The sequence below is a fragment of the Bacillus sp. BS98 genome, from assembly GCF_008432245.1.
In the GTDB taxonomy this organism is placed as follows: Bacteria; Bacillota; Bacilli; order Bacillales; family Bacillaceae_G; genus Bacillus_A; species Bacillus_A toyonensis.
On the sequence record NZ_CP043830.1, the window covers coordinates 3,190,669 to 3,214,317 of the forward strand.

The following is a 23,649-nucleotide window of genomic DNA, read 5'->3' on the forward strand; positions in this document are numbered from 1 at the left end:
ACGGCCATATAGAAATTAAGCCGTTTATCGTTCTTGATTGATTAGATCGACTACTTCTTTCATCGTATAGTTCTTTAAATATTCACCTAGATGTTCTTCAGCACCTAAGAAAATAGTGAAAAGAACTTTTCGCATATTCGAACCTACAATACACTGGTCATTCGATTCTGGACATTTAGGTTGCAAAGCACCTTCTGAGGTTATTTGATAAATATGCCAGAGATTAACTTCACTTAAATCTCGAGCGAAAATAAAACCTCCACCAATTCCCTCTTTTGATTGTATAAACTTATGTTTTTTTAACAAACTTAGCACTTTGCGAATGCGTACTGGATGAACACCTGCACTTTCTGAAATAGCATTGCTTGTTGACATCCGGTCTGGCTGTAGTGCTAAATAAGTTAAACTGTGAATGGCCAAGGTAAAGTCACTGTTCATGGTCTTCCTCCTACGATATAAATTGCTAATCACTTTCCAACTTACTGTAACTATAAATATTACAGATAGGTTTGTCAAACGTTAAGATTTATAAATAATTTTTACTATGAAGAAATACATTCATTTATATTCTATACGAGCTCACCGATGTCTATTAGTTACATTTATCTTTTTGAACTACCTATTATCATTTATGTTTTTTAAGTCTAAAAATAATTTTAAAAATCCCACTGTTTCTTGACTTGTTCTTCTGCCAACTGTTTAATTTTTGTCCAGATTGTATCTTTGCTCACAATAACATTTGTTTGATAATTTCTATTTTTATAATTCACTGTAACGCATACTTCAATCATCTCTTGCTTCCTCCTTTCAAAAAAATTTCACTTATTTATATTTAATCCCTGAAAAGTTTTGGATTTAGCTAGAATCTCTAACCTATAACTTCATTTTTTAAATAATCAAACTTAAAAACCCCACTGTTTCTTAACTTGATCTTCTGCCAATTGTTTAATTTTTGTCCAGATCGTATCTTTGCTCACAATAACATTTGTTTGATAGTTTCTATTTTTATAATTCACTGTAACGCATACTTCAATCATCTCTTGCTTCCTCCTTCCAAAAATTCCCTTTAAGAAATATTACTTATTAATTAGCCAACTTTTGCAATTCTATGTTCAGAACTGTTCGAACGCTACGTGGTAAAAATTTACGAATTTCTTCCTCGTTAAAACCAATCTGCAATCTTTTTTCATCCAACATTATTGGGCGGCGCAACATTTGAGGATACTCAATTATTAATTTATAAAATTCATTAAGCGATAGCGCCTCGATATTTATATTTAATTCCTGAAAAATTTTGGATCTAGTTGAAATAATTTCAGTAGCCCCTTCTTCAGTTAAACGAAGAATTGATTTAAGTTCATCGACTGTAAGAGAGTTTGATACGATATTTTTTTCGGTATAATCAATTTGATTCTCTTCAAGCCATGCTTTTGCTTTTCGGCATGAACCACAGCTTGCTGTCGTATATAAAATCACCATATTTTATTCACTCCTTTAATGTTCTTTATCAAACGTACAATTATTTTAAATATGGATTATTGAAATGTATTAAAAAAAATTACAGTTTAGAATCAAATTCACGTAATGTTATTTATTCGACAATGTTTAATTTATCTCAACTATCCGTTTCCTTTTAAAATGATGCTTTCATACAATTACTGTATCTACATTTTACAGACGATGACAACTTACTTCTTAAAACTATACTGTAATTTTAAACTTTACAGTTAGATTAATCAACTGTTAAGTCTTGGATTAAATCTATCAACGTAACAAATCGTTTTCTTTTGTGTGAATGTCCCCATAGTTATTATTCTCACCAATTTCAAATGCACTTCAAAGTATATTATACTCATTTCTTGCTTACATGTGCTATTATGGAATATATTTAGCACAATAAATAGTACGCACTTTAAAGTGTTATAGGCACTAAAAAGAAATAATTTTAGTATTCAAACGTATGTAGGCCCAAAACTGTCATCTAAATTCATCAAAGGAGTTTTTTTATGAAAACATATAATATTCCTGTAGAAGCGACTTTAGAAGTTATTGGTGGAAAGTGGAAAGTTGTTATCCTTTGTCATTTAAAAAAAGGAACAAAAAGAACGAGTGAATTAAAACGTTTAATGCCTGGTATTACACAAAAAATGTTAACACAGCAATTACGTGAACTGGAAGAAGACGATGTAATCCAAAGAAAAGTATATGATCAAGTACCACCGAAAGTAGAGTATTCTTTAACAGATTACGGTTCATCTTTAGGAGCCATACTCGATTCCCTCTGCGCTTGGGGAGAAGGTCATCTTGAAAAAAACGGGAACACATCCATGCTTATTACAGCTGATGAATAATAAAGTGAAACTTTAATCAGTGGGGGGTGTTCACCCCCCACTGATTATTAGCCTTCACCAATCGGGCTTTTATGGGCAGTGAGACTCCCACCTAACCTCTTTGCTTTCGCTGAATTTTGAGGTGGGAGTCTCACTGCCCTCAAATAGCGGGATACCTATTCCTCTATTTGTGTAAATTCTACCGAAGACATAAAAAAAGGTTGAGACACTACTTGCCTCAACCTTTTTTATGTCTCTTTATAACTTTTTGCGGTAATAACTGTTTCAAATTCAAAGGTTTCTGGTAGATGATCGGCATAAGAGTACTCGAATGTGCGTCCATCCGTTAAGTAGGCCACTTGTTCAACTCTCATTAGAAAATCTTGATTTGTTAAGTTCATAAACTGCTTTTCTCGATCATCTGGTCGAACTCCTTTAACCCTGACAACGGATGTCCCTACTTCAAAACCAAGTTTATTTTGAATGTGTGAGTATATCGATTCCTCTAAAACGGAAGCTTCAACACCTGGGATGACCGAAATCGGCATCCACGTATGCTCCATAATCGTCGGAATGCCGTGGATGATTCGAAGGCGGATGATTTTATAGACGAAATCACCGATTAAAACTCCCAATTTTTCAGCAACAATTTCATCGGCACCGACAATCGTAAACTCGATAATTTTACTTTCTACCTCACTGCCGTAAACAGCTTTCGTACCTGTTAAAGTTTGAATCATTCGTGCCTTTTCCTGTTGACGCCAATCTTGAACCACGGTTCCACTTCCACGCCTGCGGATGATGTAGCCATCTCTGACTAACAAATCCAGCGCTTTTTTAATAGTAAGTGCTGAAACGCTAAATTCTTCAGCAAGGACGGGGCTACTCGGGATTTTTTCGTTAATTTTATATTCGCTGTCTAAAATTTGCTGTTTAATTTTTTGGTAAATGCCGAGGTATTTTACTTGTGTTGATCCACTTGCCATTTCCATACCTCCTTTATACTGTATTCCCTCTTCTATTCATTCAAATGTAAAGCCTCAAGTTTGTAAACAGAAGGTGATGGAGCAGCAAATCCGTTTTCCAAGATTTCAATATTCGTTACTGCTTCTTCGTCTTTCACAAGTTTTGGTGCACCATTTACGATTGTTTCATACGCTGCATCATAGAAACGACCGTAATCACCAAGCGGCGTTTTAATTTGTTTTTCAATCCAATCACCGTTTGCGTTACGATATTTAGCAATTCCATAGTACATCGGCGAATCTTCACCAAATCCTGCACTCTCAGGCATAATACCCGCTTTCAGATCATTTTCCTGCTGATCTTCACCGTATTTAATAAATGAACCATTTGTTCCATGAACGATAAAGCGTGGATAATCTTTCGCTACGACATGGTTCGTTTTCAGCTTAATCTTCAACTGATTTCCGTAATGTAGACCAACATCGAAATAGTTATCAACCGCACCTTCCACTTCATTATTACGAATATCGTATGTCACCGTATTTGGACGGCCGAATAGTGAAATCATGCGGTCCATCGTATGAATACCTAAACTGTAAAATGAACCTTCTTCTTTTGGAGCTTCATGAGTGATTGAACCAGGACGGAAATAATCAATATGTGATTCAATCTCAATAATATCACCAAGGAATCCTTGTTCAACTACTTGCTTCACAGCTAAAAAATCACCATCAAAACGGCGGTTTTGATAAGGCATAACGACTACGCCTTTCTCTCGTCCTAATGCTAATAATTCTTTGGCGTGTTCTACTGTATCACAAAATGGTTTTTCAACGATAACTGATTTTCCAGCTAATATAACTTTTTTTGCTAATTCATAATGCGTATGTGCTGGCGTACAAATTGTCACAACTTGAATTTCTTTGTCATTCAACAATTCGTCTAAATCAGTAGTGAAGTAAACACCTTTTCCCTCATATGGAGCCGCTAATTTTTCATTTATTTGACGTACAAAAATTGTTTTTACTTTTATATTATTACGTGTCTTTAGATAAGGTAGGTGATAACGGTTAGCTGATTTTCCAAATCCAATAAAGCCCATTGTTAATGTCATGTTCTTCAACTTCCTTGCTCATAAATTTTCGTTTCTATATTTATTATATATTTTTATGATAAAAAGTATATAGTTTTATTTTTGAAATTATATATTAAATAAAAAGTCAGGATAAAAATCATTTCGATTTTCATCCTGACTTTTTACTATTTTTGTGTAATACCAAACATTAATTTTTTTAATTCGCACGTTCTCTATTTGTCTTTCTTTAAATGACAAAGAATAACTACTTTCCACGAATAATTTCTAAAGTTTCCTCCACAGGAATAGTGTGTGTCTTCATGTAAAAACCCCTTTAATAATTTTATAAAACAAATAAGCTAAAATATTTTAATATTACTTTTAAGTATCTATAGCACTTTAAAGTACGTACTTTTCATTATGTAAAATACATTTCATAATAGCATTTGTAAGAGTTGCATAAGTAATTCAGTAGTAAATATTACCTATGTTATCTTTTAGGTATCCATCGTACTTTAAAGTACTTACTTTTTTAACTGTTTCAATACTTTTATCATGCATTTTGCCGGACGATGAAATGGCATGTTTTAATTTTCACATCCATTCACAATGATTAATTAATTTTTAAATACATTTTAGGAGGATATCTATAATGAGTAAATTACTAAAAGAAAAAATCGGTTTTGGTACAGCTCCACTAGGGAATATGTACCGTAATATCCCAGAAGAAGAAGCAATCGCTACAGTGGATGCTGCTTGGGAGAATGGCGTTCGTTACTTTGATACAGCTCCACTTTATGGATCTGGATTAGCGGAAATCCGTCTTGGTGAAGCACTATCAAAAAGAAATCGTGATGATTACTTTTTAAGCACGAAAGTGGGTCGAACTATTTCGGATGAGCTAGAAGATCCATCTGCACGTGATTTAGGTGAAAAAGGCGGACTTTTCGAATTTGGTCGTAAAAATAAAATGATCAATGATTATAGCGCAGATGCAACACTTCGTTCTATCGAGCAAAGTTTGAAACGTTTAAAAACAGATCGTCTAGACTTTGTTTTCATTCATGATTTAGCACAAGACTTTTATGGCGACGAGTGGATTTCACAATTTGAAACGGCTCGAACAGGGGCATTCCGTGCGCTAACACGTTTACGTGAAGAAGGAGTCATTAAAGGTTGGGGACTTGGAGTAAACAAAGTAGAATCAATTGAACTTATGCTTGATTTGGAAGAAGCGAAGCCAAATATCTCCTTGTTAGCTGGTCGTTATTCACTATTAGACCACGGGCGTGCCTTGCAACGAGTAATGCCTGCAGCTGTTAAGCATAATATGGATATTGTTGTTGGTGGCCCATACAGCTCAGGTATTCTTGCTGGAGGTGCTCACTTCGAATATCAAAAAGCATCACCAGAAATTATTGCAAAAGTTGAGAAAATCAAAGCTCTTGCAAATCGTCATGAAATCAGCATTAAAGCTGCTGCTTTACAGTTTTCATTGGCTAACCCAGCGGTTGCTGCCGTTGTTCCTGGTGCAAGTAAACCGGAACGAATTGTAGAAGACCAAAATGCATTAAACACAGTAATTCCCGCAGCATTCTGGGAAGAAATGCGCGAACAAAAACTAGTAGCACCTAATGCACCACTACCAATCAACGTAAAATAAAGTGAAACTTTAATCAGTGGGAGCATCCCCCACTGATTATTTCCCCGCAAATAGCGAGTTAAAAAGGAGCATAATAAATATGGCACATACTACTACATCTATGACAATTTTCGGTTCCCTTGAACAAGTATGGCAATTAATCGGAGGTTTCAACTCCCTTCCAGACTGGTTACCTTATATACCTAGCAGTAAATTAACTGAAGGCGGTCGTGTACGTCACCTAGCTAATCCAGATGGTGATACGATTATAGAACGCTTAGAAGTATTCAATGAGAAAGAACGCTACTACACGTATTCAATCATGAATGCACCATTCCCAGTCACTAATTATCTATCTACAATCCAGGTGAAAGAAGGTACTGAAAGTAACACATCGTTAGTAGAGTGGTCTGGCACTTTCACCCCTGTAGAGGTTAGTGATGAAGAGGCAATAAATCTGTTTCATAGCATCTACAGCGATGGACTGAAAGCATTGCAGCAAGCATTTCTAGATTGAGCTACTAAAAACAATGAAAAGCAAAGCGATATCGCTTTGCTTTTTTATAAAATCCCTTTTAACTTTTCACCAATCAACTTCGCTACATACTCATACCCTTCTGGTCCAAAGTGTAGCCCATCTATTTCATCATTTTCTACAAATGTTTTATAATTCCGTTCTTGAATCATTTCAGCATACAAATTTAGAAAATAGCTTCCTGTTTCTTTCGCCACTTCCTCTACCACGTCTGCATACTGACCGAGCACTTTATTTGTTCTATTATGCTGTCTTTCTTCATCAACTGGTGCAGGACTAATAAGCAGTACTTTACCTGACGAAATATGGTTCACAATCTTCTCTAAATTTTCTTTGTATGCTTGTAATGACCCTTGTGAAAAAGAAACTGCATCATTCGTGCCAAGAAAAACTGTTACGAAATCTGGTTTATGTGATAATACATCTTCTTCAATCCTATTTAACGCATCGAATGTATTATCACCTGGAACACCTGCATTCACCACTTCCCAATTTGAGAATATCCTTTGTAACCTTGGTGTTAATCTAGGTGTACCATCAAAAAATACATCATCAGCTGTAATACTATCACCGAAGCATACTAACGTTTTCATTAGACTTGCTCTCCTTTTACGTATGAAATAACTTTCCTTCTACCGCCTTAATATATCTTTCAGCAGAACGTTCCACTGCCTCATTTGCATTCTCTTTTACTACGCGATGAAAAGCGTTGTATAAACGATTAAACTGTAACGGCTTCACTCGATTCACCATTTCTTCCACTTTTCTCGCTGGTAATGGAATTAAGTTGGGATAGCTGTACATAAAACTTACCCATCGCTCATCCGCTACAACTTGAATAATATCACCTGTTAACAAAATTCCTTTTCCATCATTACCTTCTTCCCAATGTAAGACAGATCCACCTTTAAAATGACCTCCTAAACGATGAATGACCAATCCATCAGCTAATTGTAAAGACTCACCAGACCAATAAATAATACGACTACTCGGGCGCATCACCCACTCTTTATCATCTTCGTGTACATAAATTGGTACATCAAATGTCTCTGCCCATTCTACTTGCGTTGAATAATAATGAGGATGAGACAATGCAATTGCATCTAATCCGCCAAGCTCTTTTATTTTCGCAATTGTCATTTCATCTAAATAAGTAATGCAGTCCCATAGTAATCGATATGATTCTATTTTCACTACAAATGCTGTTTGACCGATCGCAAACCCTGGTTTTGTCGTAATACTATAAAGCCCGTTTTCTTCTTCGATTATTTCATTTTTATATGTATCACTTATTTGCAAGTTTTCTAAAGTCTTCCAAGACTGCCCTTTCGGATTCACATATTGCCTTTCTTCATCACAAATATGACAACTCACCGGTTCCTCTACACTCGCTGCATACTGCACACCACACGTTGTACAAACGAAATTTTTCATCATAATTCCCCCTACCCCTATATTTTTATTAAGCTGATTTTTGTTGATACTGATCTACTTTTTTATTTTCAATTAATAAACTTATATAAGTAAGTAAATAAACAGCTGTAACCGACAATGGAATCACCGTAAATCCTTTTTCTGCAAACAGAATCCCGCAAACTGACGTCACGAATACAGTCCCTACTGACAATAGACCATAACTTTTGCTTTCATAAATCCATACGTACGGGATAAAATGAACACCTATTAACATTGCTACTACAAAAGGTAACCATTCTGGAAATTGAAAATAGGCAAGTAATACAAGCGGAATATTCAATACATTTATCCCACCAATTAATCCTGCCAAAATCCCTAACGGATTTCCTTTCGCAAACATATCAATTTTCAATATAGCAGCTATCATTAAGCCGAAAGGAAACACACATCCCATACCGATTAAATATCCCCACACCACTTGTTTTTCAGAAAGAACAAAGCCCGTTATACTCATAACCATCCAAAATAAAACACCAGCTAATATAATCGGTAATCCTCTCTTCGTTTTGATTGCTAAATCCTTTTTCGCTTCTGCAATATTCATCTCACCATCTCCCCAAAAATATTTGTGCTATAAAGTAGTCTCAACCTCGCCCATCCAATAACGCCAAGCTGCTAAATAATCTTCTAAATCTTTCGGGTGGTGTCTTAAACACGTATCTATCCGCAAATATAAACCTATGACCATTTCTTCATATAAATTACGGTCTTCTCTATGAAATACACTTTGTTTCATCACATAATCAATTGCTTCTTTCGTTAAATCTTCCGGAGTTGAACAAAACGCGTAAATTAAATCGTATATAGGATCTCCTAATACTGGTAAAGGATCAATTACTCCATGTAACCTATTCTCTTGAACTATAAAATTATGGAATCCGAAATCGCCATGTAATAAAAATGGCTCATCTATTCCAGCCCCTCTATTCGGACTATTTGCTAACTTAAAAACAAGTCTACATTCTTCATCACTTATGTACGACTTTACATTTTCGTGAGCTTCCATCACAGTTACTGTTAAAAATTCATTCCAAGATTGAACCGTACTGTCCTTCCATCCCCAGCCACTCACCTTTGGAACTTTTTCATACTTATTGATAACGTCCTTTACAAGTTTGCACAGTATACTTCGTTTATGGCCAGATTTGCACGAAGTAGTCCCCTCAAGAAATGAATAAACAATATATCGACTTAACGGATCCTTATATAAAAGCTTTGGAAACGCATCATTCTTTTTATAAAACTGAAGAAAATAAGCTTCTTCACGTATTACATCCGATTCATTCAGTTTTACAACGTATTGTTCATCCAACAAATATATTGTACTTGTCGTTCCCCCGTTCAAACCTTTCATGTTTTTTGGATAATGTAAAATAACCTTCTCTTTAACTAGTTGTGCAGCGATTATTGAAATGTCCATTCCCTCACCCTTACACTCTGAATATTCCCTTAATTCAAAAGGAAACTTTACTATTATTTGACAGACATAAGGGGATTCCTCCCACCCATCTTAATATAACAAATTACACTTTCATTACTTCATCATATAATTCATTCCATTTATGATATTGCGATGCGATTTCTTTATTCCAAATGATCTTCATTTAATCTAGTAATTTCTATTGCACGATCTCTCTCTTGTAATTTACGAGCCAAACTTTCTACACCAAACACTTCTGTAAATGTGTGGCTACCTACTATTAAGTTGATACCTTTAAATTTTGCATGTTGCACTGTATATAATGTTTTTTCTCCTGTTATATACGTATCACAACCTTTTTCTAATGCTCGCTCAATCAAATTTGTATTGTTACCTGCACCAGTTAAAATCGCAATCCGTTTTATTGGTTTATCGTGATTCCTCCAGCTCTTCACTTTCTCTTCCATTCTTTCTTCAAGTTTTTCAACCAAGTTTGAAAATGCAATCGCTTCTTCAAATTCTCCTATTCCAGGTAATTCCTCTTCCTCATACGTAGAGTATTCTAGAATTGTATCTATCCCCATTTCATTAAATAATGACGTACACGTACCAAATTCAATAAAATCTAACGGCAAATGAATCCAAAAATGATTCATTTCATATTGTTTTAATTTCTCAATACAAGCCTCTTCCATGCCAAACAAAAAATTCCAAGGAGCATGATGTGTAACTATCATATCGACTCCATTTTTATACGCTTCCTCAATCGTCTCTAGTGTCAAATTTGTTGTGTAACCGATTTTGTGAAACTCCTCTTTACTTATATGAGTATAACCATATTCATCATCGCCGTATTTATGAAGATGCTCTCCAAATAGCGATTTTATATGTTCGTTAAACTGCGTTATATTCATTTTCATTTCTCCTTTCATTTACTTTTATATTTCATAAATAAGGAAATACTAAATAACAACGTTACATACATATAGGAGGACAATATGAAACCTGAATTTTTAAAAGCTGTACATGATGCGATTGGAAATGTCGAACACATTCATATAGAAGAAAGTGGCGCAGACAGTTTACTTATTCACCACGATGATGCGCAGCAATTAAAACAAGTTGCTGAGACTTTAGAAAATAATAATTTTCGCTCCGCTTTAAGAACAACGGGAAATGCTTCATATATTGAAGTGTTGAATAGATAAGGAGAAGTCCCGGTTATATGCCGGGCTTTTTCTAACCCTCATTAAAAATTTTATAATAAAGCTCTATCTCCGTTTTAAACAAACAATTATTTCTCCAAAATATCCTCTGCATCTTTTCATTCGACGTATGTGTGCTCCCAATATAATAGGTAGCACACATTTCCTTTAACATATGTAGAGATTGAAGATGCAGTTGGGAAGCAATTCCTTTCCCGCGACAATAAGGCATTACCCCAAAATAAAATAATCGCCCTTCACTTTCTGTTCCAGATTCTATATGCGGTATGGACATACCAATTGGCTCATTTTTATCATAAAAAACAATACATGACTTTTCCCTGCCCTTACCTAACTCTGTTTGCACTGAATAAAAATGCTCATCGATAGTTAAAATTGAAGTTTGATTTCCTGAATTCAACATACATTGCTTCCAAATGTATTTAAATTCTTTTTCTGATAAGGTTTCTTCTATTGAACAATATGTATATTGTTTTTCAAGCGCCTCTACATTGTTTAACCCTCTACACACTTCTATTTTTGCTGCGTGCAAAGAAAAACCTGCATCAAGTAACACTCTCGCACTTGAGCTATAACCATTAAACCTTTTGTTTAATACAATACTCGCTCTTTTTAACTCCCAGTTAAAACAAACCTCTTCAAATCTACATATCTTCTCTGTATAAGTTTGTACATCATAAAGTACATCCTCTTCTATTTCTTCAATTGTGACTGCATTTGGTAAGCCATTTAATACTTTTTTAGAAGAGCCAAATAAATTTTTGATAACTGTAAGATCGTTCTTCACCACTTCGTTTCCCCTACCCCTGGTTCAATACATTCACCTGAAGTTTCATTTATATCTCACCCTCGATTATTGATTGAATATTCTTTATTATCTTACACAAAATACAAAATTTAGTAAATTATTATGTTTTTTATAAACAAAAATCCAGTTATACATACTGCATAACTGGATTTCTCATTATTTAATACCCTTTTTATTTTGCAAAAAAAGCATCCCTTAATTCCCTCTTCAACACTTTCCCTAAAGCATTTTTCGGTAATTCTTCCATAAATACAACTTCTGGTATTTTATAGCTTGCCAATTTTTCTTTACAATGCTGCATAATCTCTTCTTCTGTTAAAGATGTTTGAATGTCTTTTACAATATACGCTGTTGGAACCTCTCCCCAAAAATCATTGGGAACTCCAACTACTGCAACTTCTAAAACACCATTGATTTCATGAATAACATCTTCTACTTGATCTGGATATACGTTGTCACCACCGCGTACGATAACATCTTTATATCTTCCCATAATATGTAGGAATCCATCATCATCTATCATGCCAGCATCACCCATGTTAAACCAATTATCTTTTACTACCTTTTTCGTCGCCATTTCATTATTCCAATATCCTTTAAACATGTACGGGCTTCTTACGTGAATCTCTCCAACTTCATTTGTTGTTAGTTCATCACCTGTTTCTGGATGAACAATTTTCAGCTCTACATGTCTAAGCGTTTTTCCTACAGAGGACATCTTTTCTTTTCCCATCATTGGATGCCATGAAGTTACGACCCAACCTTCTGTACTGCCATAACCTTGCACCATATATATTCCTTTTTCCATATATTTTTGAATGAGTGTTTCTGGCACCTTCGTACCACCACTTTGTGCTACTTTAAAGGTCGAAATGTTGCGCTCTTTTTTCTCTAATTCATCAAGCATGTAACTATAAACAGCTGGGAACGCAAGCATCGTAGTAATTTTCTCTTCTTCAATCTTATCCCAAATAAGAGTAGGATTCGAATCAGCTAAGAAGACCATCGTAACGCCATGATAAATGCAATTTAAAATAGAAAGCACGCCACTCATATGAAACAATGGATGCACGGATAAAAAGCGTTCCCCTGCTGGGATTTCTCTTTGCCCCGCAATCTCAGTAAAATAGTGATGTAAGTTTTTATGACCAATTACACATGCTTTTGCCTGTCCAGTCGTTCCTGAAGTAAATAAGTAAATTGCATCATCATCTTCATGAACGTCTACGGTCGGCTCTGTAATTGGCTGTTCTTGTAATTTTAATTCAAATGAACCAAAGCCTTCTTTTGTCGTTTCAATTACATAAGGAATTTCTTTAACAGCATCAACCTTTAATAAAACTTCACTAAACTCTTCATCAATAACTAGCACTTTTAATTTCGCTTCTTTTACAATCATTTCCAATTCATAAACAGTAAGCTGATGATTTAGCGGGATAAATATCGCTCCAATTTTTAAGCTTGCCATCATAACGCTTGGAAACGGGTGATTATTTTTGCATAAGATTCCTATACGATCCCCTCTTTGCACACCGTTATGTAACAAATAATGCGCAAACTGATTTACTCGTTCATTATACTGCTGAAATGAATATCTTTTTTCTCCGCCTACAAGCGCTTCCAAATTTGGTGATTGCATTGCTCTCTTTTGTAATAATTGTCGCATCGTTCTCAAATAAAACTCCCCTTTATATATGTTAGGGTTTTTATTTTACCAGATTAACTATTAATTTACTAAAGATTACACTTAGTGAATTTAAAACGAATAAAGTGAAACTTTAATCAGCCCTCACCAATCGGGCTTTTACAGGCAGCCCAAATCTCACCTAACTCCCTCGTATTCGCTGATTTTTGAGGTAGGAGTCCTGCTGTCCACAAATAGCGGGATTTAAAAATAGCCATCTACTTATCAAGTAAATGGCTATTTCTCCTTATATATTAGAATACTTCTTATTCATCACATATTGCACATACTCAGGCGCACTATTATTAATCTCTTCATCACTTAGCTTATATTCTGCACCATATAAATAAAACGAAGGTATAAACTCCATTCCCGTGTATAAGCTTGTAGCGTGAAATGGTTTCGTCAACTCAGCCATTGTGATCCCGCTATTTTCATAGTCTATTTCTAATCCACCTATAGAAATAGCTACACCAAACTCTTTTCCCTTCACTTTATCCCCTTTAGATCCGTAAGCAAATCCATATGTTAATACATCATCGAACCATTTTTTTAATAATGGTGGTGAGCTATACCAGTAAAGTGGAAATTGGAATATATATCGGTCTTGCTCTACTAACAGCTTTTGTTCTTCTTCAATATTAAACTCCCAATTTGGTGCCACTTTATATAATTCATGCACCGTAATTTCATCCGAATATTTCTCAAGTTCTTCTACCCATCTTTTATTAATTCGAGACTTTTCAATATCAGGATGTGCTACAATTACAAGTGTTTTCATATATTTTCTTCCCCCTTATAAATAATTCAAACGCTTTAGTATTAGTATGAATGAGTCACATATAATTGAAAAGTACGTACTTTCAGGTACTATAGGAACCTTGAGGTACCTTTGGAGGTGTTATATGAATCAAAATGATGACTGCCCAATTGCAACGACACTCGATGTAATTGGCGGAAAGTGGAAAGTTTATATTTTATGTGTTTTGATGGATGGAAAAATGCGAACAAATGAAATTAAACGAGAAATTCCAAACCTTACACAAAAAGTTCTTACACAGCAACTTCGGCAACTTGAAGCTGATGGGATTATCCATCGTACCGTATATCAAGAAGTACCACCAAAGGTTGAGTACACGATAAGTGAACACGGAAAATCTTTAATGCATATTATGAATGAACTATTTGAATGGGGAAAAGATCATCAGATGAAAAGATTAAATGACTAAAAGAACACTATCAATTTTGTTCAATCTTCTATGTCAAGAATTTTTCTAAAATTTTATAATAGGGTACCGTAACATGTGATTAACCTAAGGTTGAAAATTCTCCTAAAAATGGTAATTTTGTATTTTTATCGTTTTTTTGGGATAACTTGTTTTCTTAAGTTAATGGACATGGGACGTACCCACCATCTATCAATCCAAGAAGATTTAATTAGGAAAATGAAATTTTATAAAGTTTCGTATATACTTACTACATTTCCCTTATTAAACGCTCGCTCTATTTTTTCTAATCTCAATTGTACGTAAGCTATAAAGGAGCACCCCTAAACCAAGAATTTTTTCATTATTAGACGCATTAGAACCTAATGTAATAGTAGGTACATTTAAACCCATAAACCTTTCACTCCATTCTATAAGCATATATCCTTGTTTACCGATTGCTAATGTACGTCCTTCTATTGTACGGAGAGTGCTTTGAATAAAATCAAACTCAACTTCTACATCTGACAATTTTGTAGCTTTATCAGTCATCAAAGTACCACGTATCATAGTAAATCCTTGTATCATTTTTTCTTTAAACATACCAATCTGGTTATAATTCGAACCATAAGTTACCCAATCATATCCGTCCACTTCAGTATGAAAATATGCTATAATTTCCCCGCTACTTGTTTCTAATCCATAAACATCTTTATTATGTAAAAAAGGTATCACTGAAAAAAGAATATTAGATGAAACTATCTTTGTTCCTGCAATATATCCACCATCAGGATGATATAAACCAAATTGCTTGTTTCGTTTAGGTAATTCTAATACGACAAAAGTATCAACATCCCAAAATGTTGCATTACTTTTTATAGTATTTTTTTGTATCAGCTTCCCTTTTCTTAACTGCCAAAATCCAATTCCAAAAAAGATAGAAGAAGCGATAACAAAAAAGATAATCTGCCCCCAATTAACATGTCCCCAATCGTCATATACAGCGCATAACGCAAGAATAAAAATACCCGTTCCAATTAACAGTTTAAACTTCCCTTTTCTCTTATAGTAATCAAATAATTCCATTTCTATATTTCCACCCCTTATTTGTGTTCCCTGACTATTAATATATCAAAAATACAGAATGCCCTCTATCCAAAAATATGGGTTCCACTGCCCATGTCATTTGTTACTCTTCATAATTATCAACTTAATAAATTTTATTGCTGTCAATTGAGTTTTCATAAACTTTGTACATAAAGAACAGATAACTTAATGAACATGAAAGCCTTTTACCAACAAACTAAGATGAAATGTTATAATATATGTAAAAATCAAATATTCTTTAAAAATTACGTAAAGTGCTGCTTAAGATTATTAGTATGTTAGAGATTCCAAATAATTATAACGTTACCAGTTCAAATATTAATAGAGGTGAAATCATTGAAGAATCAATATATAGCAACACTTGTCGAAATCGTGTTAAAGCATATACCCAATGCAGCTGAGAAATCGATATTATTTGCATTTTACAATGGGGTCGTCACGACGTATAGTTACTTTCATTATGAATCTATGAAAGTATTTGAACATGGCTCAGAAGGACTTCCATCTAATGAAATTATGGACAATATTCAAAGAGTACGTCATACCGGGGAATCGAACTGGACTGCATTTGTTTTAACTGTCAAAACAAATGGTTTATATGAAGTTGATTATTATGACGATTTAAATCCTACTTTAGAGTGCAGTTCTGCACTACTTTTACTTGCATACAGCCATTATCATATTGAACCAACCTCTGATTTTGGTAAATCACAACTACAAAGCGCTATTAAAGCCGAAAGTTTTAAGAAAACGTTAAACTACGCGTGTATGAGAAATGACATAGAAACAGTTAAAGAAAAGTTAGTAAACATTAAATTATCTACATTAAATAAAAAAGGACCTGATAGAAAAACGCCACTTCACATCGCTTGTCTAAATGGCAATATTGAGATTGTTACATTACTAGTAGAAGCAGGAGCAGATTTGAAAATTAAATATCATGGAGAAACACCTTTTGCCCTAGCATGCGGAAAAGGTAACGTAGAAATTATTAAATATTTAATTTCTAAAGGTGAAAATGCAAATGATATCATGGTCGGAAAAGTCACTCCTCTTCATTTAATTAGTAGTTCTGGTAATCAAGAAATTGTTCAATATATTTTAGAGCGTATTACAAATATAAATGCGGTGACAAACAGGAAACGTTCAGCTCTCCACTACGCAGTGGAGGATAACAATCTTGAAGCAGCAAAGGTTTTAATAGACAACGGTATTGATATGGAATTACTAGAAGAATACAAAAGGGGTGCATTAAGCCTTGCTTGCGGCCGCAATAAACCAGAGATGGCAGCGCTGTTGTTAGAAAATGGAGCTAATATTCATAGTACAGGACAAGGAAAAATCACACCGTTACATAGTGCATGTGAACAAGGCTTTATTGAAGTAGTTCGAGTGTTACTACAACATCAACCGAACTTGCATGAGAAAGCAACATTATACAGTATGCCAAAGAATGAAAAATTAAAAGAAACCCCCATCGAAACAGCCGAACGCCTTGGATACGATGAGATAGTCGAACTTTTGAGCTCAAAATTATGAGAAAGAATGAAAGTAAAATCAATATTTTTGTATTTTAGAGATAATACCATATCACTATCAAGCTAATTAAAAAGATACTCCTTAAAAGTAAAAAACGCTATTCTCTCTGTAAAATCATAGAAAAGAATAGCGTTTTTCATTTTGAAATCGTTTCATTTTGCTACTTGCTAGCTTCACGTTAAGAGTAGCAAAAAAATTGTCCAACAGGATGCCTATATCATTTAAATAAATAGTGTTATGGATAGTTATATAATTTGTTACTGCGAAGTCTAGCAAGTCATCATTTATACTAAACATGCCAATATTGATTTTGTGCGATTGTCCGTTACCTCATAATAAATTTCTAATCCTTTTCGAGTACCTGTTACGATTTTAGCAGCCTTTAGTTTGGATAAATGTTGACTAATTGTACTTTGGGGCATTTGTAAATTTCCATACATTGTTGTTACATTTGTAGCGCCTTTTGCAAGCATTATTTTTACTAAGGATAAACGGACAGGATGTGCCAATACCTTTAATACTTCAGCGATTTCTACATACATTTCTTTTTTTTCTTTCATGTTTCTTTCTCCCCTTTTATATAAATATTAATGATATCCATATATATAATTCGTAAGCATATATGTTTTTGTGTCCGTCATTTTAAAAAAATATAAAAAAACTTTACCCCGAAAACAAAGGAGTGCCTTAACATAACGTTTCACTATCAGTAATAAATAGAAATTTCGTTATGGAAGCAGAAGGTTTTATGTTACTACTCTATATTCAACTAGCTAAAATCAATGAAAAAGAGAGCAGATAATCTGTTCTCTTATGATGCCTCCTTATGTTCCGTGGAATGTTTAACACTCCCCATTCTCTTTAGTTTATTCCACCCTACTGCTACTCCTCGAATCGATGAGAATATAGATTTAATGACAACATACGTCATAAATTGACGATAAATAAAGCGTTGTAAAATTAACCATGCTAATGGTTTTGGATTCTCTTTCTCTAATTTAAATGCAAATAGTGAAGCGAGAAGGTCTATGACAAAGAATACAAGATAAAATCCTAATACTTTTAGCGGATTGCTACCAAAAAGCCCCATAATCATTAATATATCTGCTAAAGGTGCAATAAATTGCAGAACATATTGGAATAACCACATATTGGGCAATGCAATAAATCCTAATGCTTTATGTTTGGAATGAAACAGCGCTTTTCGATGTTTCCAAAGACATTGGAGTGTACCGTATGACCAACGATATCGTTGTTTAATGAGACTTTTCACATCTTCAGGTGACTCCGTAAAAGCATATGCTTTTTCTTCATATACAATTCTATGTCCTTGACGTAAAAATGTAATAGTAAGATCCGTATCTTCTGCCAATGTGTCTTCGCTTAAATAACCAGATTCAACTACATTCTTTTTACGCCATGCTCCAATCGCTCCAGGAACAACTGTAATACAATTTAACTCATCAAAAGCTCTACGTTCTAAGTTAAATCCTGTAATATACTCAACATGTTGCCAAGTAGTCAATAAATTCCGTCTATTCCCAACTTTAACATTCCCTGAAACTGCCGCTACATTATGATCTTCAAAGTGTCTAATCATTAAAGAAATAGCATCTTGTGCAATAATAGTATCCGCATCTAACGTAACAATGATTTCTCCTCGTGATTGCTGAAACCCTAAATTCATTGCCGATGATTTTCCGCCGTTTTCTTTCTGAATTAAACGAACTTTAGGATGCTTATAAAATGTTTCTTCCATTACTTTTGACGTACCATCTTTCGATCCGTCATCCACAACAATAACTTCAAACTCTCTATAATCACTATCCAAAATGGAGCGAATCGTCTTAGCTATCACCTTTTCTTCATTATATGCTGCTATGACAACAGTAACGAAAGGTTGATAAGAAGAATTAGTAAATAAGCGGGCGCTTACTGTCTTTTTCTGCTTGTATGCAAAATAAATTAAAAATAGGAATCGAAAAATACCTAATCCAATAGCAATATAAAAAATCGTTGTTAATATATGCTTTGCATATCCCGCTCCTGAAAAGACAGCTTTATTGTAAAGTAAATATTGCTTACCCTCAGAAGAAACAGGTGGCATAATTTCATCTCGTTCTTTATTCATTAAATCTGAAATTGTTACAAAACTATATCCATGCTTTTTTAGGTCTTTAATAATGATCGGGAGCGCCTCTACTGTATGGGTACGATTCCCTCCCGCATCATGGAGAAGAATAATATTTCCCTCTCCCTTATAAATAGGATTAAGAGCACGTCTTACTAATTCATTTGTTGATGGTGTTGCCCAGTCTTCGGGATCAACTTTTTCCCCTACCATTGTATAGTTCATATTTTGTGCACGTAAAATAGGCAATATTTCATTTGATGAATCCGGGTTAGCATCCGCTTCATATGGTGGTCTAAATAAAACCGTAGAATGTCCAGTTACTTCCTGAATTAAACGTTGCGTCGTATTAAGTTCTACTTTCGTTCGTAGTAAAGACGTATCAGCTATGTTAGGATGCTTGAAAGTATGATTGCCAATTTCATGCCCTTCATCGTATATTCTTTTTACAATATTAGTATTTAGTTGCGCGTTTTCACCAAGTACAAAAAAAGCAGCATTTATTTTATTCTCTTTTAATATATCTAATATTTCTGGCGTATATTTCGGGTCTGGTCCATCATCAAATGTTAATACTACTTGTTTTCCATTTGGTTTTCCATATCGTTGCACTTCATACGCAGATGGTAAGGAGTGATATACTTCATCTGTAAGGTAACCATCTTTGCCTACTTTAAAATCTCTCATTCCATTTTTTCTTTCATTCTCAATCTGTAACATTTCACCTTGTCCAGAATAATTTACTTCATCTAAACTATTGATTTTATGTAATACATTAGGATTTTTTTGTACCTCAATAGGATTTTTTAAAACCTTCCATATTGTAGGGTCTTCTGCTCCTAGTCTCCATAATGCAAACCCCTTTGCATTGTTGTCCATTGCGATTTTTACTTGATTATAGAGAGTAACACCGTCTAAGAACCAAGCAGTATGTTCTTTCTCTCCTGTTTTATATCTAAAATAAGGGTTTCCACTCATCTTATCCCATTGTATTTTCATATTTGAATCATGAGCCATTGCCATAACTTCTGAGAAAGTTAAAGACTTCGCAGCTACTTTACTATTTACTTCCCAATCATATCCATAGTTACCGAAAGCAACTATAAGCTTATTAGACGGAATATTCAGTTCTTTCAATGTATGTTGGAACCATTTATTTGAAGCAATTGGTCCTGGTTCCCCAGCTCCATAGTGCTCATCGTACATCATTACAATCATTCGATCTATTATTTTTGCTAACGCACTATAATCAAAAGCCTTATCATTAGCTGGAACATCTTGTGTAGCGAGTAAATCATGTTCATGAAATTCCGTAGTAAGTTCTTTCATAAAATTTGTTAAGTTTTCTCTATCACTTTCAGGTACAGCCTCAAAGTCAATATTAATACCTGAAAACTGATTCTTTTTAACTTGGCTTACTAAATCATTAATAAACTTTGTCTTTACATCGTTTGAAGAATTCAGTAACTTATGAATTAGCCCACTATCAGGACCAGAAGCTTCCTCAGTATAGTTAGTAAGCAAAGGCATAATCTTCACTTGATTTTTTTCTGCCAACTTTACTATCTCAGGTTTTATCTCACTTCTAATCGTTAAATCTGCTTTTAAATGATACCACTCTGGTACTAACGTAGTTAATGAATCGATATTTTCTTTTAAAGAAGCGGTACTATTTTCATCCCAGTTTACATAAAAACCATACACTTCTTTAGGTTGTTTACTATCCTTCGGCGAATTCACCAAATTTTTATTATCCTTCGTTTCGGTATTTAGTTTAAATTCTTCCTTCTTTAACTGCTGATCACTAAGTTTTTGATTAATTGGTACAAGTTTAGTATCTTGTTGTACAGCGGTATTCATATTTGGAATTTCTGGTGTTGAAAAAATACTTTGAAAGAAAAAATAAAATACAACACTTACACTAACTATTGAGATACATAGAAACCAAATAAAGGCTATGTTTCTCCTTCCTTTCGGATCATAAAAAACAGGTTTTTCTTTATCTTTCTCTTGTTGAATGTTTTTCTCCATTATATTTTTCACATCCTCCTTCTTAATAGAACTATAAAATAATAAAGTGCAACTTTAATCAGCCCTCACCAATTGTGCATTTACAAGCAGCCCAACTCCCACCTAACTTCTTTGCCCCAGCCAAATTTTGAGATGGGAGTTTTACTGCCCACAATAGCGAGATACATCCTTTTAGCTTTGAAATGACTCTCTCACTTCCAGATTCTATTGATTCTTCTTTTCATTCCCTTGCTGGTGGCCTCTATTTTCTTGTTGAGACCCCCTACTATTGTTCCCTTTCTCGTTTCCATCATTTTCTTTCTGGGATCCTCTTCCATTGTTCCCTTGCTGATTCCCATTATTTCCTTGTTGAGGATTTCTTCCATTGTTCCCTTGCTGATTTCCATTATTCTCTTGTTGAGATCCTCTTCCGTTGTTCCCTTGCTCATTTCCATTATCCCCTTGTTGGGATCCTCTTCCGTTGTTCCCTTGCTCATTCCCATTATTTCCTTGTTGAGATCCTCTTCCGTTGTTCCCTTGCCCATTTCCATTATTCCCTTGTTGTGATCCTCTTCCGTTGTTCCCTTGCCCATTTCCATTATTCCCTTGTTGTGACCCTCTTCCGTTGTTCCCTTGCTGATTCCCATTATTTCCTTGTTGAGATTCTCTACTGTTATTCTCCTGCTGATTCCCTCTATTTTCTTGCTGAGATCCTCTTCCATTGTTTTCTTTTATTTGCTTCGATGGCTGTTCCTCTGTTTTCTTTTGTTCTTTCTGCTCTTGCTTTTCATATTTTTTTTCGTCTACAGGAGACAAATCCAGTGATGCATTAGGAGATGACTCCGGCTGTGATTGCACCTCTTCTTCATTTTCCACCGGATTAGACGGCATGGCAGGGGGAGTAAGCGATTTGTTCTTTTCATTCTCTTGCTTTATATAGACACCTGTGCCAATTCCAGCTTTTCTAGCATTCTCTCGTACTTGCATCGTGCTACTTTGATATTCAACTGTAATATGTTTTAGCTCATATTCTTTCTTTAATTCTTTCATTGCCTTTTCCAACTGTGGTTCTAGTGCCTTGTCCTTTGCAACAGCTGTTAGCATAACTTGCTTATCATTCGTTAAATACTTATCCTCTTGGCTTTGCTTTATAATAGTACGTATTACTTCTTGCAATTGTTTATTTTCCCATTGCTTCAATTCTTTTAAAATACGCCTTCCATCATCATTACAAGCCTGTAAATCTATAACACGAAAATCCCTCGTTACGCTCACCTCTAAACTTGGATTTATATCAACTGAGACGTAAGCAAATACTTTTTCTTCTGGTTGGTTGTAGAAAAACAACACTGCAAATAGAAAACAAGCAACAAGTATTGATGCAGGCTTTAAAAAGGAAGGAATCGAAAAATGCGATGCTTTTTGTTCTTGCTCATCAAATGAGATTTCCTCCCCGATCATGCAAGAATCCCCTTTTCTTTTACACGTAATAAACTCTCCATTTGGTGTTAAAACAACTACGCTATGCTTTTTTATATCCATCACAATTCCTTTATTCATCATGCTTTTCCCCTCTTATGTAATCCAGAATATATGTATAGTTGTTTGCAAAAATAATACACATTGCAATAATGTATTTTCTATGTCGTTCCAACGTTTTACGACTTACCCTAACACGCGGTTCAATATGTTTAAGCGGTAACTTTTTCTTTCGGAACAGCTCTTCCATCATTTCCTCTTCTTTTATAATAATTTTCACAATTTCTATTAAGTGCTCACGCGTATCACGATGCTTAGGAGATTCTTTAGCAAGCTCTGAGAATGTGATTTTAAACTCAGCTAGCACACTTTGAAAATGAAGAATTTCCTCCTTACGGTTACTATTTTCCATCTCTTTCATATACTCCGTAAGCGACACTTGCATTTCTAACATTTCCTCTTGCTCATCTTCTTTTAAAAAGACAAAGTTATGTTTAGACTCTTTACGTATATAGTCAATTACATCTCTTTTTATAAGAAGATCAGCAAACGCTAAAAAGGATTTTCCTTTTGTATATGAATACTGTTCAATTGCTTCGTTAAACGCAAACAATCCAATGCTATATTCATCATCCTGTTCTGTAATATATCGGCGGCAGACAGATGAAATTGATTTTCTAATAAAAGGCTGATACTGTACGATAAATGCTTCTTTATCTGCTTCGTTGTTTTGTATGTTACATACGATATCTTCTATTTTCGGTTTTCTTAAGATCTTCATTACTAAACTCAACACTTGTAATCTCCCAGCCTCCTTCAAATAGCAAAATGGCCACTACACAAGTGACCATTTAACCAGATTTTCTTGGTACTTTTCTTCGGTCTTGTTTTCTTGCTGTTAGTTATATTTTTAGAGTCTAACTTTTTCCAACGTTTTCTTAATGATTTTCCTTTTCTCTCGGCACTAAAGTTAAGTTTGTATTTTTATCTACTTTCTTATTTTCTACCGTTCGTTT

Annotated in this window: 25 protein-coding genes; 6 read left to right on the top strand and 19 right to left on the bottom strand. The window is 34.4% G+C overall.

What is annotated here, in order from left to right; genetic code table 11:
- Window positions 1-24: 24 nt before the first annotated feature.
- The 4 genes from saiR to spxA all read right to left on the bottom strand — a co-directional run bounded on the left by saiR (window position 25) and on the right by spxA (window position 1,479).
- The gene (gene saiR, locus F0362_RS16525) at window positions 25-438 is read right to left on the bottom strand and encodes an Rrf2-family transcriptional regulator SaiR (protein ID WP_001083461.1); all 414 of its coding nucleotides are present in this window, start codon (window positions 436-438) and stop codon (window positions 25-27) included.
- A 218-nt stretch (window positions 439-656) separates the two neighbouring features.
- Window positions 657-791 (bottom strand): BA3454 family stress response protein, encoded by a 135-nt coding sequence (locus F0362_RS16530; protein WP_000573526.1) that lies wholly within the window; start codon window positions 789-791, stop codon window positions 657-659.
- 111 nt (window positions 792-902) lie between these two features.
- On the bottom strand, window positions 903-1,037 hold the full coding sequence (locus F0362_RS16535) for a BA3454 family stress response protein (protein ID WP_000573525.1): 135 nt from the start codon (window positions 1,035-1,037) through the stop codon (window positions 903-905).
- A 46-nt stretch (window positions 1,038-1,083) separates the two neighbouring features.
- A complete protein-coding gene (gene spxA / locus F0362_RS16540; protein ID WP_000236192.1) occupies window positions 1,084-1,479 on the bottom strand; it encodes a transcriptional regulator SpxA in 396 nt (131 codons plus the stop codon).
- Between the two features lie 527 nt (window positions 1,480-2,006).
- Here spxA and F0362_RS16545 point away from each other — a divergent pair.
- Window positions 2,007-2,351: a winged helix-turn-helix transcriptional regulator gene (locus F0362_RS16545; protein WP_000860824.1), complete on the top strand. Its 345-nt coding sequence runs from the start codon at window positions 2,007-2,009 to the stop codon at window positions 2,349-2,351.
- 227 nt (window positions 2,352-2,578) lie between these two features.
- Here F0362_RS16545 and F0362_RS16550 read toward each other — a convergent pair whose 3' ends face one another.
- Both F0362_RS16550 and F0362_RS16555 read right to left on the bottom strand, forming a co-directional pair.
- A complete protein-coding gene (locus tag F0362_RS16550) occupies window positions 2,579-3,316 on the bottom strand; it encodes a GntR family transcriptional regulator (protein ID WP_000146293.1) in 738 nt (245 codons plus the stop codon).
- Between the two features lie 32 nt (window positions 3,317-3,348).
- Complete coding sequence (locus F0362_RS16555; RefSeq protein ID WP_098141539.1) at window positions 3,349-4,410, bottom strand: oxidoreductase; 1,062 nt, start codon at window positions 4,408-4,410, stop codon at window positions 3,349-3,351.
- A 613-nt stretch (window positions 4,411-5,023) separates the two neighbouring features.
- On the opposite strand from F0362_RS16555, the gene F0362_RS16560 reads away from it, so the two are divergent.
- Window positions 5,024-6,034, top strand: a complete 1,011-nt coding sequence (locus F0362_RS16560) for an aldo/keto reductase (RefSeq protein ID WP_000040531.1) — start codon at window positions 5,024-5,026, stop codon at window positions 6,032-6,034.
- A gap of 79 nt (window positions 6,035-6,113) precedes the next feature.
- A complete protein-coding gene (locus F0362_RS16565; RefSeq protein WP_000951541.1) occupies window positions 6,114-6,530 on the top strand; it encodes an SRPBCC family protein in 417 nt (138 codons plus the stop codon).
- Window positions 6,531-6,574: 44 nt separating this feature from the next.
- Here the strand turns inward: F0362_RS16565 and F0362_RS16570 are convergent, their stop codons facing one another.
- The 5 genes from F0362_RS16570 to F0362_RS16590 all read right to left on the bottom strand — a co-directional run bounded on the left by F0362_RS16570 (window position 6,575) and on the right by F0362_RS16590 (window position 10,358).
- Window positions 6,575-7,141, bottom strand: coding sequence for an SGNH/GDSL hydrolase family protein (locus F0362_RS16570; protein WP_000855187.1), 567 nt, complete (start codon window positions 7,139-7,141; stop codon window positions 6,575-6,577).
- Window positions 7,142-7,157: 16 nt separating this feature from the next.
- Complete coding sequence (locus tag F0362_RS16575; protein ID WP_149889890.1) at window positions 7,158-7,985, bottom strand: MBL fold metallo-hydrolase; 828 nt, start codon at window positions 7,983-7,985, stop codon at window positions 7,158-7,160.
- Between the two features lie 25 nt (window positions 7,986-8,010).
- A complete protein-coding gene (locus tag F0362_RS16580) occupies window positions 8,011-8,568 on the bottom strand; it encodes a DUF7010 family protein (RefSeq protein ID WP_149889891.1) in 558 nt (185 codons plus the stop codon).
- 27 nt (window positions 8,569-8,595) lie between these two features.
- Window positions 8,596-9,444, bottom strand: a complete 849-nt coding sequence (locus F0362_RS16585) for a phosphotransferase (protein ID WP_000355231.1) — start codon at window positions 9,442-9,444, stop codon at window positions 8,596-8,598.
- 164 nt (window positions 9,445-9,608) lie between these two features.
- Window positions 9,609-10,358, bottom strand: a complete 750-nt coding sequence (locus F0362_RS16590) for a Nif3-like dinuclear metal center hexameric protein (protein ID WP_001027988.1) — start codon at window positions 10,356-10,358, stop codon at window positions 9,609-9,611.
- Window positions 10,359-10,442: 84 nt separating this feature from the next.
- Between F0362_RS16590 and F0362_RS16595 the strand changes: the two genes are divergently transcribed.
- Complete coding sequence (locus F0362_RS16595) at window positions 10,443-10,652, top strand: hypothetical protein (protein WP_000801649.1); 210 nt, start codon at window positions 10,443-10,445, stop codon at window positions 10,650-10,652.
- Window positions 10,653-10,683: 31 nt separating this feature from the next.
- Here F0362_RS16595 and F0362_RS16600 read toward each other — a convergent pair whose 3' ends face one another.
- The 3 genes from F0362_RS16600 to F0362_RS16610 all read right to left on the bottom strand — a co-directional run bounded on the left by F0362_RS16600 (window position 10,684) and on the right by F0362_RS16610 (window position 13,943).
- Window positions 10,684-11,460 carry a GNAT family N-acetyltransferase gene (locus tag F0362_RS16600; RefSeq protein WP_149889892.1) on the bottom strand — a complete coding sequence of 259 codons (777 nt, stop codon included), beginning with the start codon at window positions 11,458-11,460 and terminating at the stop codon, window positions 10,684-10,686.
- A 190-nt stretch (window positions 11,461-11,650) separates the two neighbouring features.
- The gene (locus F0362_RS16605) at window positions 11,651-13,153 is read right to left on the bottom strand and encodes a class I adenylate-forming enzyme family protein (RefSeq protein ID WP_149889893.1); all 1,503 of its coding nucleotides are present in this window, start codon (window positions 13,151-13,153) and stop codon (window positions 11,651-11,653) included.
- Window positions 13,154-13,409: 256 nt separating this feature from the next.
- Window positions 13,410-13,943, bottom strand: coding sequence for an NAD(P)H-dependent oxidoreductase (locus tag F0362_RS16610; RefSeq protein WP_149889894.1), 534 nt, complete (start codon window positions 13,941-13,943; stop codon window positions 13,410-13,412).
- A 124-nt stretch (window positions 13,944-14,067) separates the two neighbouring features.
- Between F0362_RS16610 and F0362_RS16615 the strand changes: the two genes are divergently transcribed.
- Window positions 14,068-14,391 carry a winged helix-turn-helix transcriptional regulator gene (locus tag F0362_RS16615; protein WP_001072967.1) on the top strand — a complete coding sequence of 108 codons (324 nt, stop codon included), beginning with the start codon at window positions 14,068-14,070 and terminating at the stop codon, window positions 14,389-14,391.
- Between the two features lie 261 nt (window positions 14,392-14,652).
- Here the strand turns inward: F0362_RS16615 and F0362_RS16620 are convergent, their stop codons facing one another.
- The gene (locus F0362_RS16620) at window positions 14,653-15,453 is read right to left on the bottom strand and encodes an ABC transporter ATP-binding protein (protein ID WP_149889895.1); all 801 of its coding nucleotides are present in this window, start codon (window positions 15,451-15,453) and stop codon (window positions 14,653-14,655) included.
- A 357-nt stretch (window positions 15,454-15,810) separates the two neighbouring features.
- On the opposite strand from F0362_RS16620, the gene F0362_RS16625 reads away from it, so the two are divergent.
- Window positions 15,811-17,013: an ankyrin repeat domain-containing protein gene (locus F0362_RS16625; protein ID WP_149889896.1), complete on the top strand. Its 1,203-nt coding sequence runs from the start codon at window positions 15,811-15,813 to the stop codon at window positions 17,011-17,013.
- Window positions 17,014-17,297: 284 nt separating this feature from the next.
- On the opposite strand, the gene F0362_RS16630 is transcribed toward F0362_RS16625, so the two are convergent.
- From F0362_RS16630 to sigI, 4 genes are all read right to left on the bottom strand, one after another.
- Window positions 17,298-17,573 (bottom strand): ArsR/SmtB family transcription factor, encoded by a 276-nt coding sequence (locus F0362_RS16630; protein ID WP_000660069.1) that lies wholly within the window; start codon window positions 17,571-17,573, stop codon window positions 17,298-17,300.
- A 251-nt stretch (window positions 17,574-17,824) separates the two neighbouring features.
- Window positions 17,825-21,175, bottom strand: coding sequence for a trifunctional glycoside hydrolase family 18/polysaccharide deacetylase/glycosyltransferase family 2 protein (locus F0362_RS16635; RefSeq protein ID WP_149889897.1), 3,351 nt, complete (start codon window positions 21,173-21,175; stop codon window positions 17,825-17,827).
- A 204-nt stretch (window positions 21,176-21,379) separates the two neighbouring features.
- The gene (locus tag F0362_RS16640; RefSeq protein ID WP_016091222.1) at window positions 21,380-22,717 is read right to left on the bottom strand and encodes an anti-sigma factor domain-containing protein; all 1,338 of its coding nucleotides are present in this window, start codon (window positions 22,715-22,717) and stop codon (window positions 21,380-21,382) included.
- Window positions 22,707-23,429 (bottom strand): RNA polymerase sigma factor SigI, encoded by a 723-nt coding sequence (gene sigI / locus F0362_RS16645; RefSeq protein ID WP_002093524.1) that lies wholly within the window; start codon window positions 23,427-23,429, stop codon window positions 22,707-22,709. Before sigI ends, F0362_RS16640 begins: the two co-directional genes overlap by 11 nt.
- Window positions 23,430-23,649 lie beyond the last annotated feature (220 nt).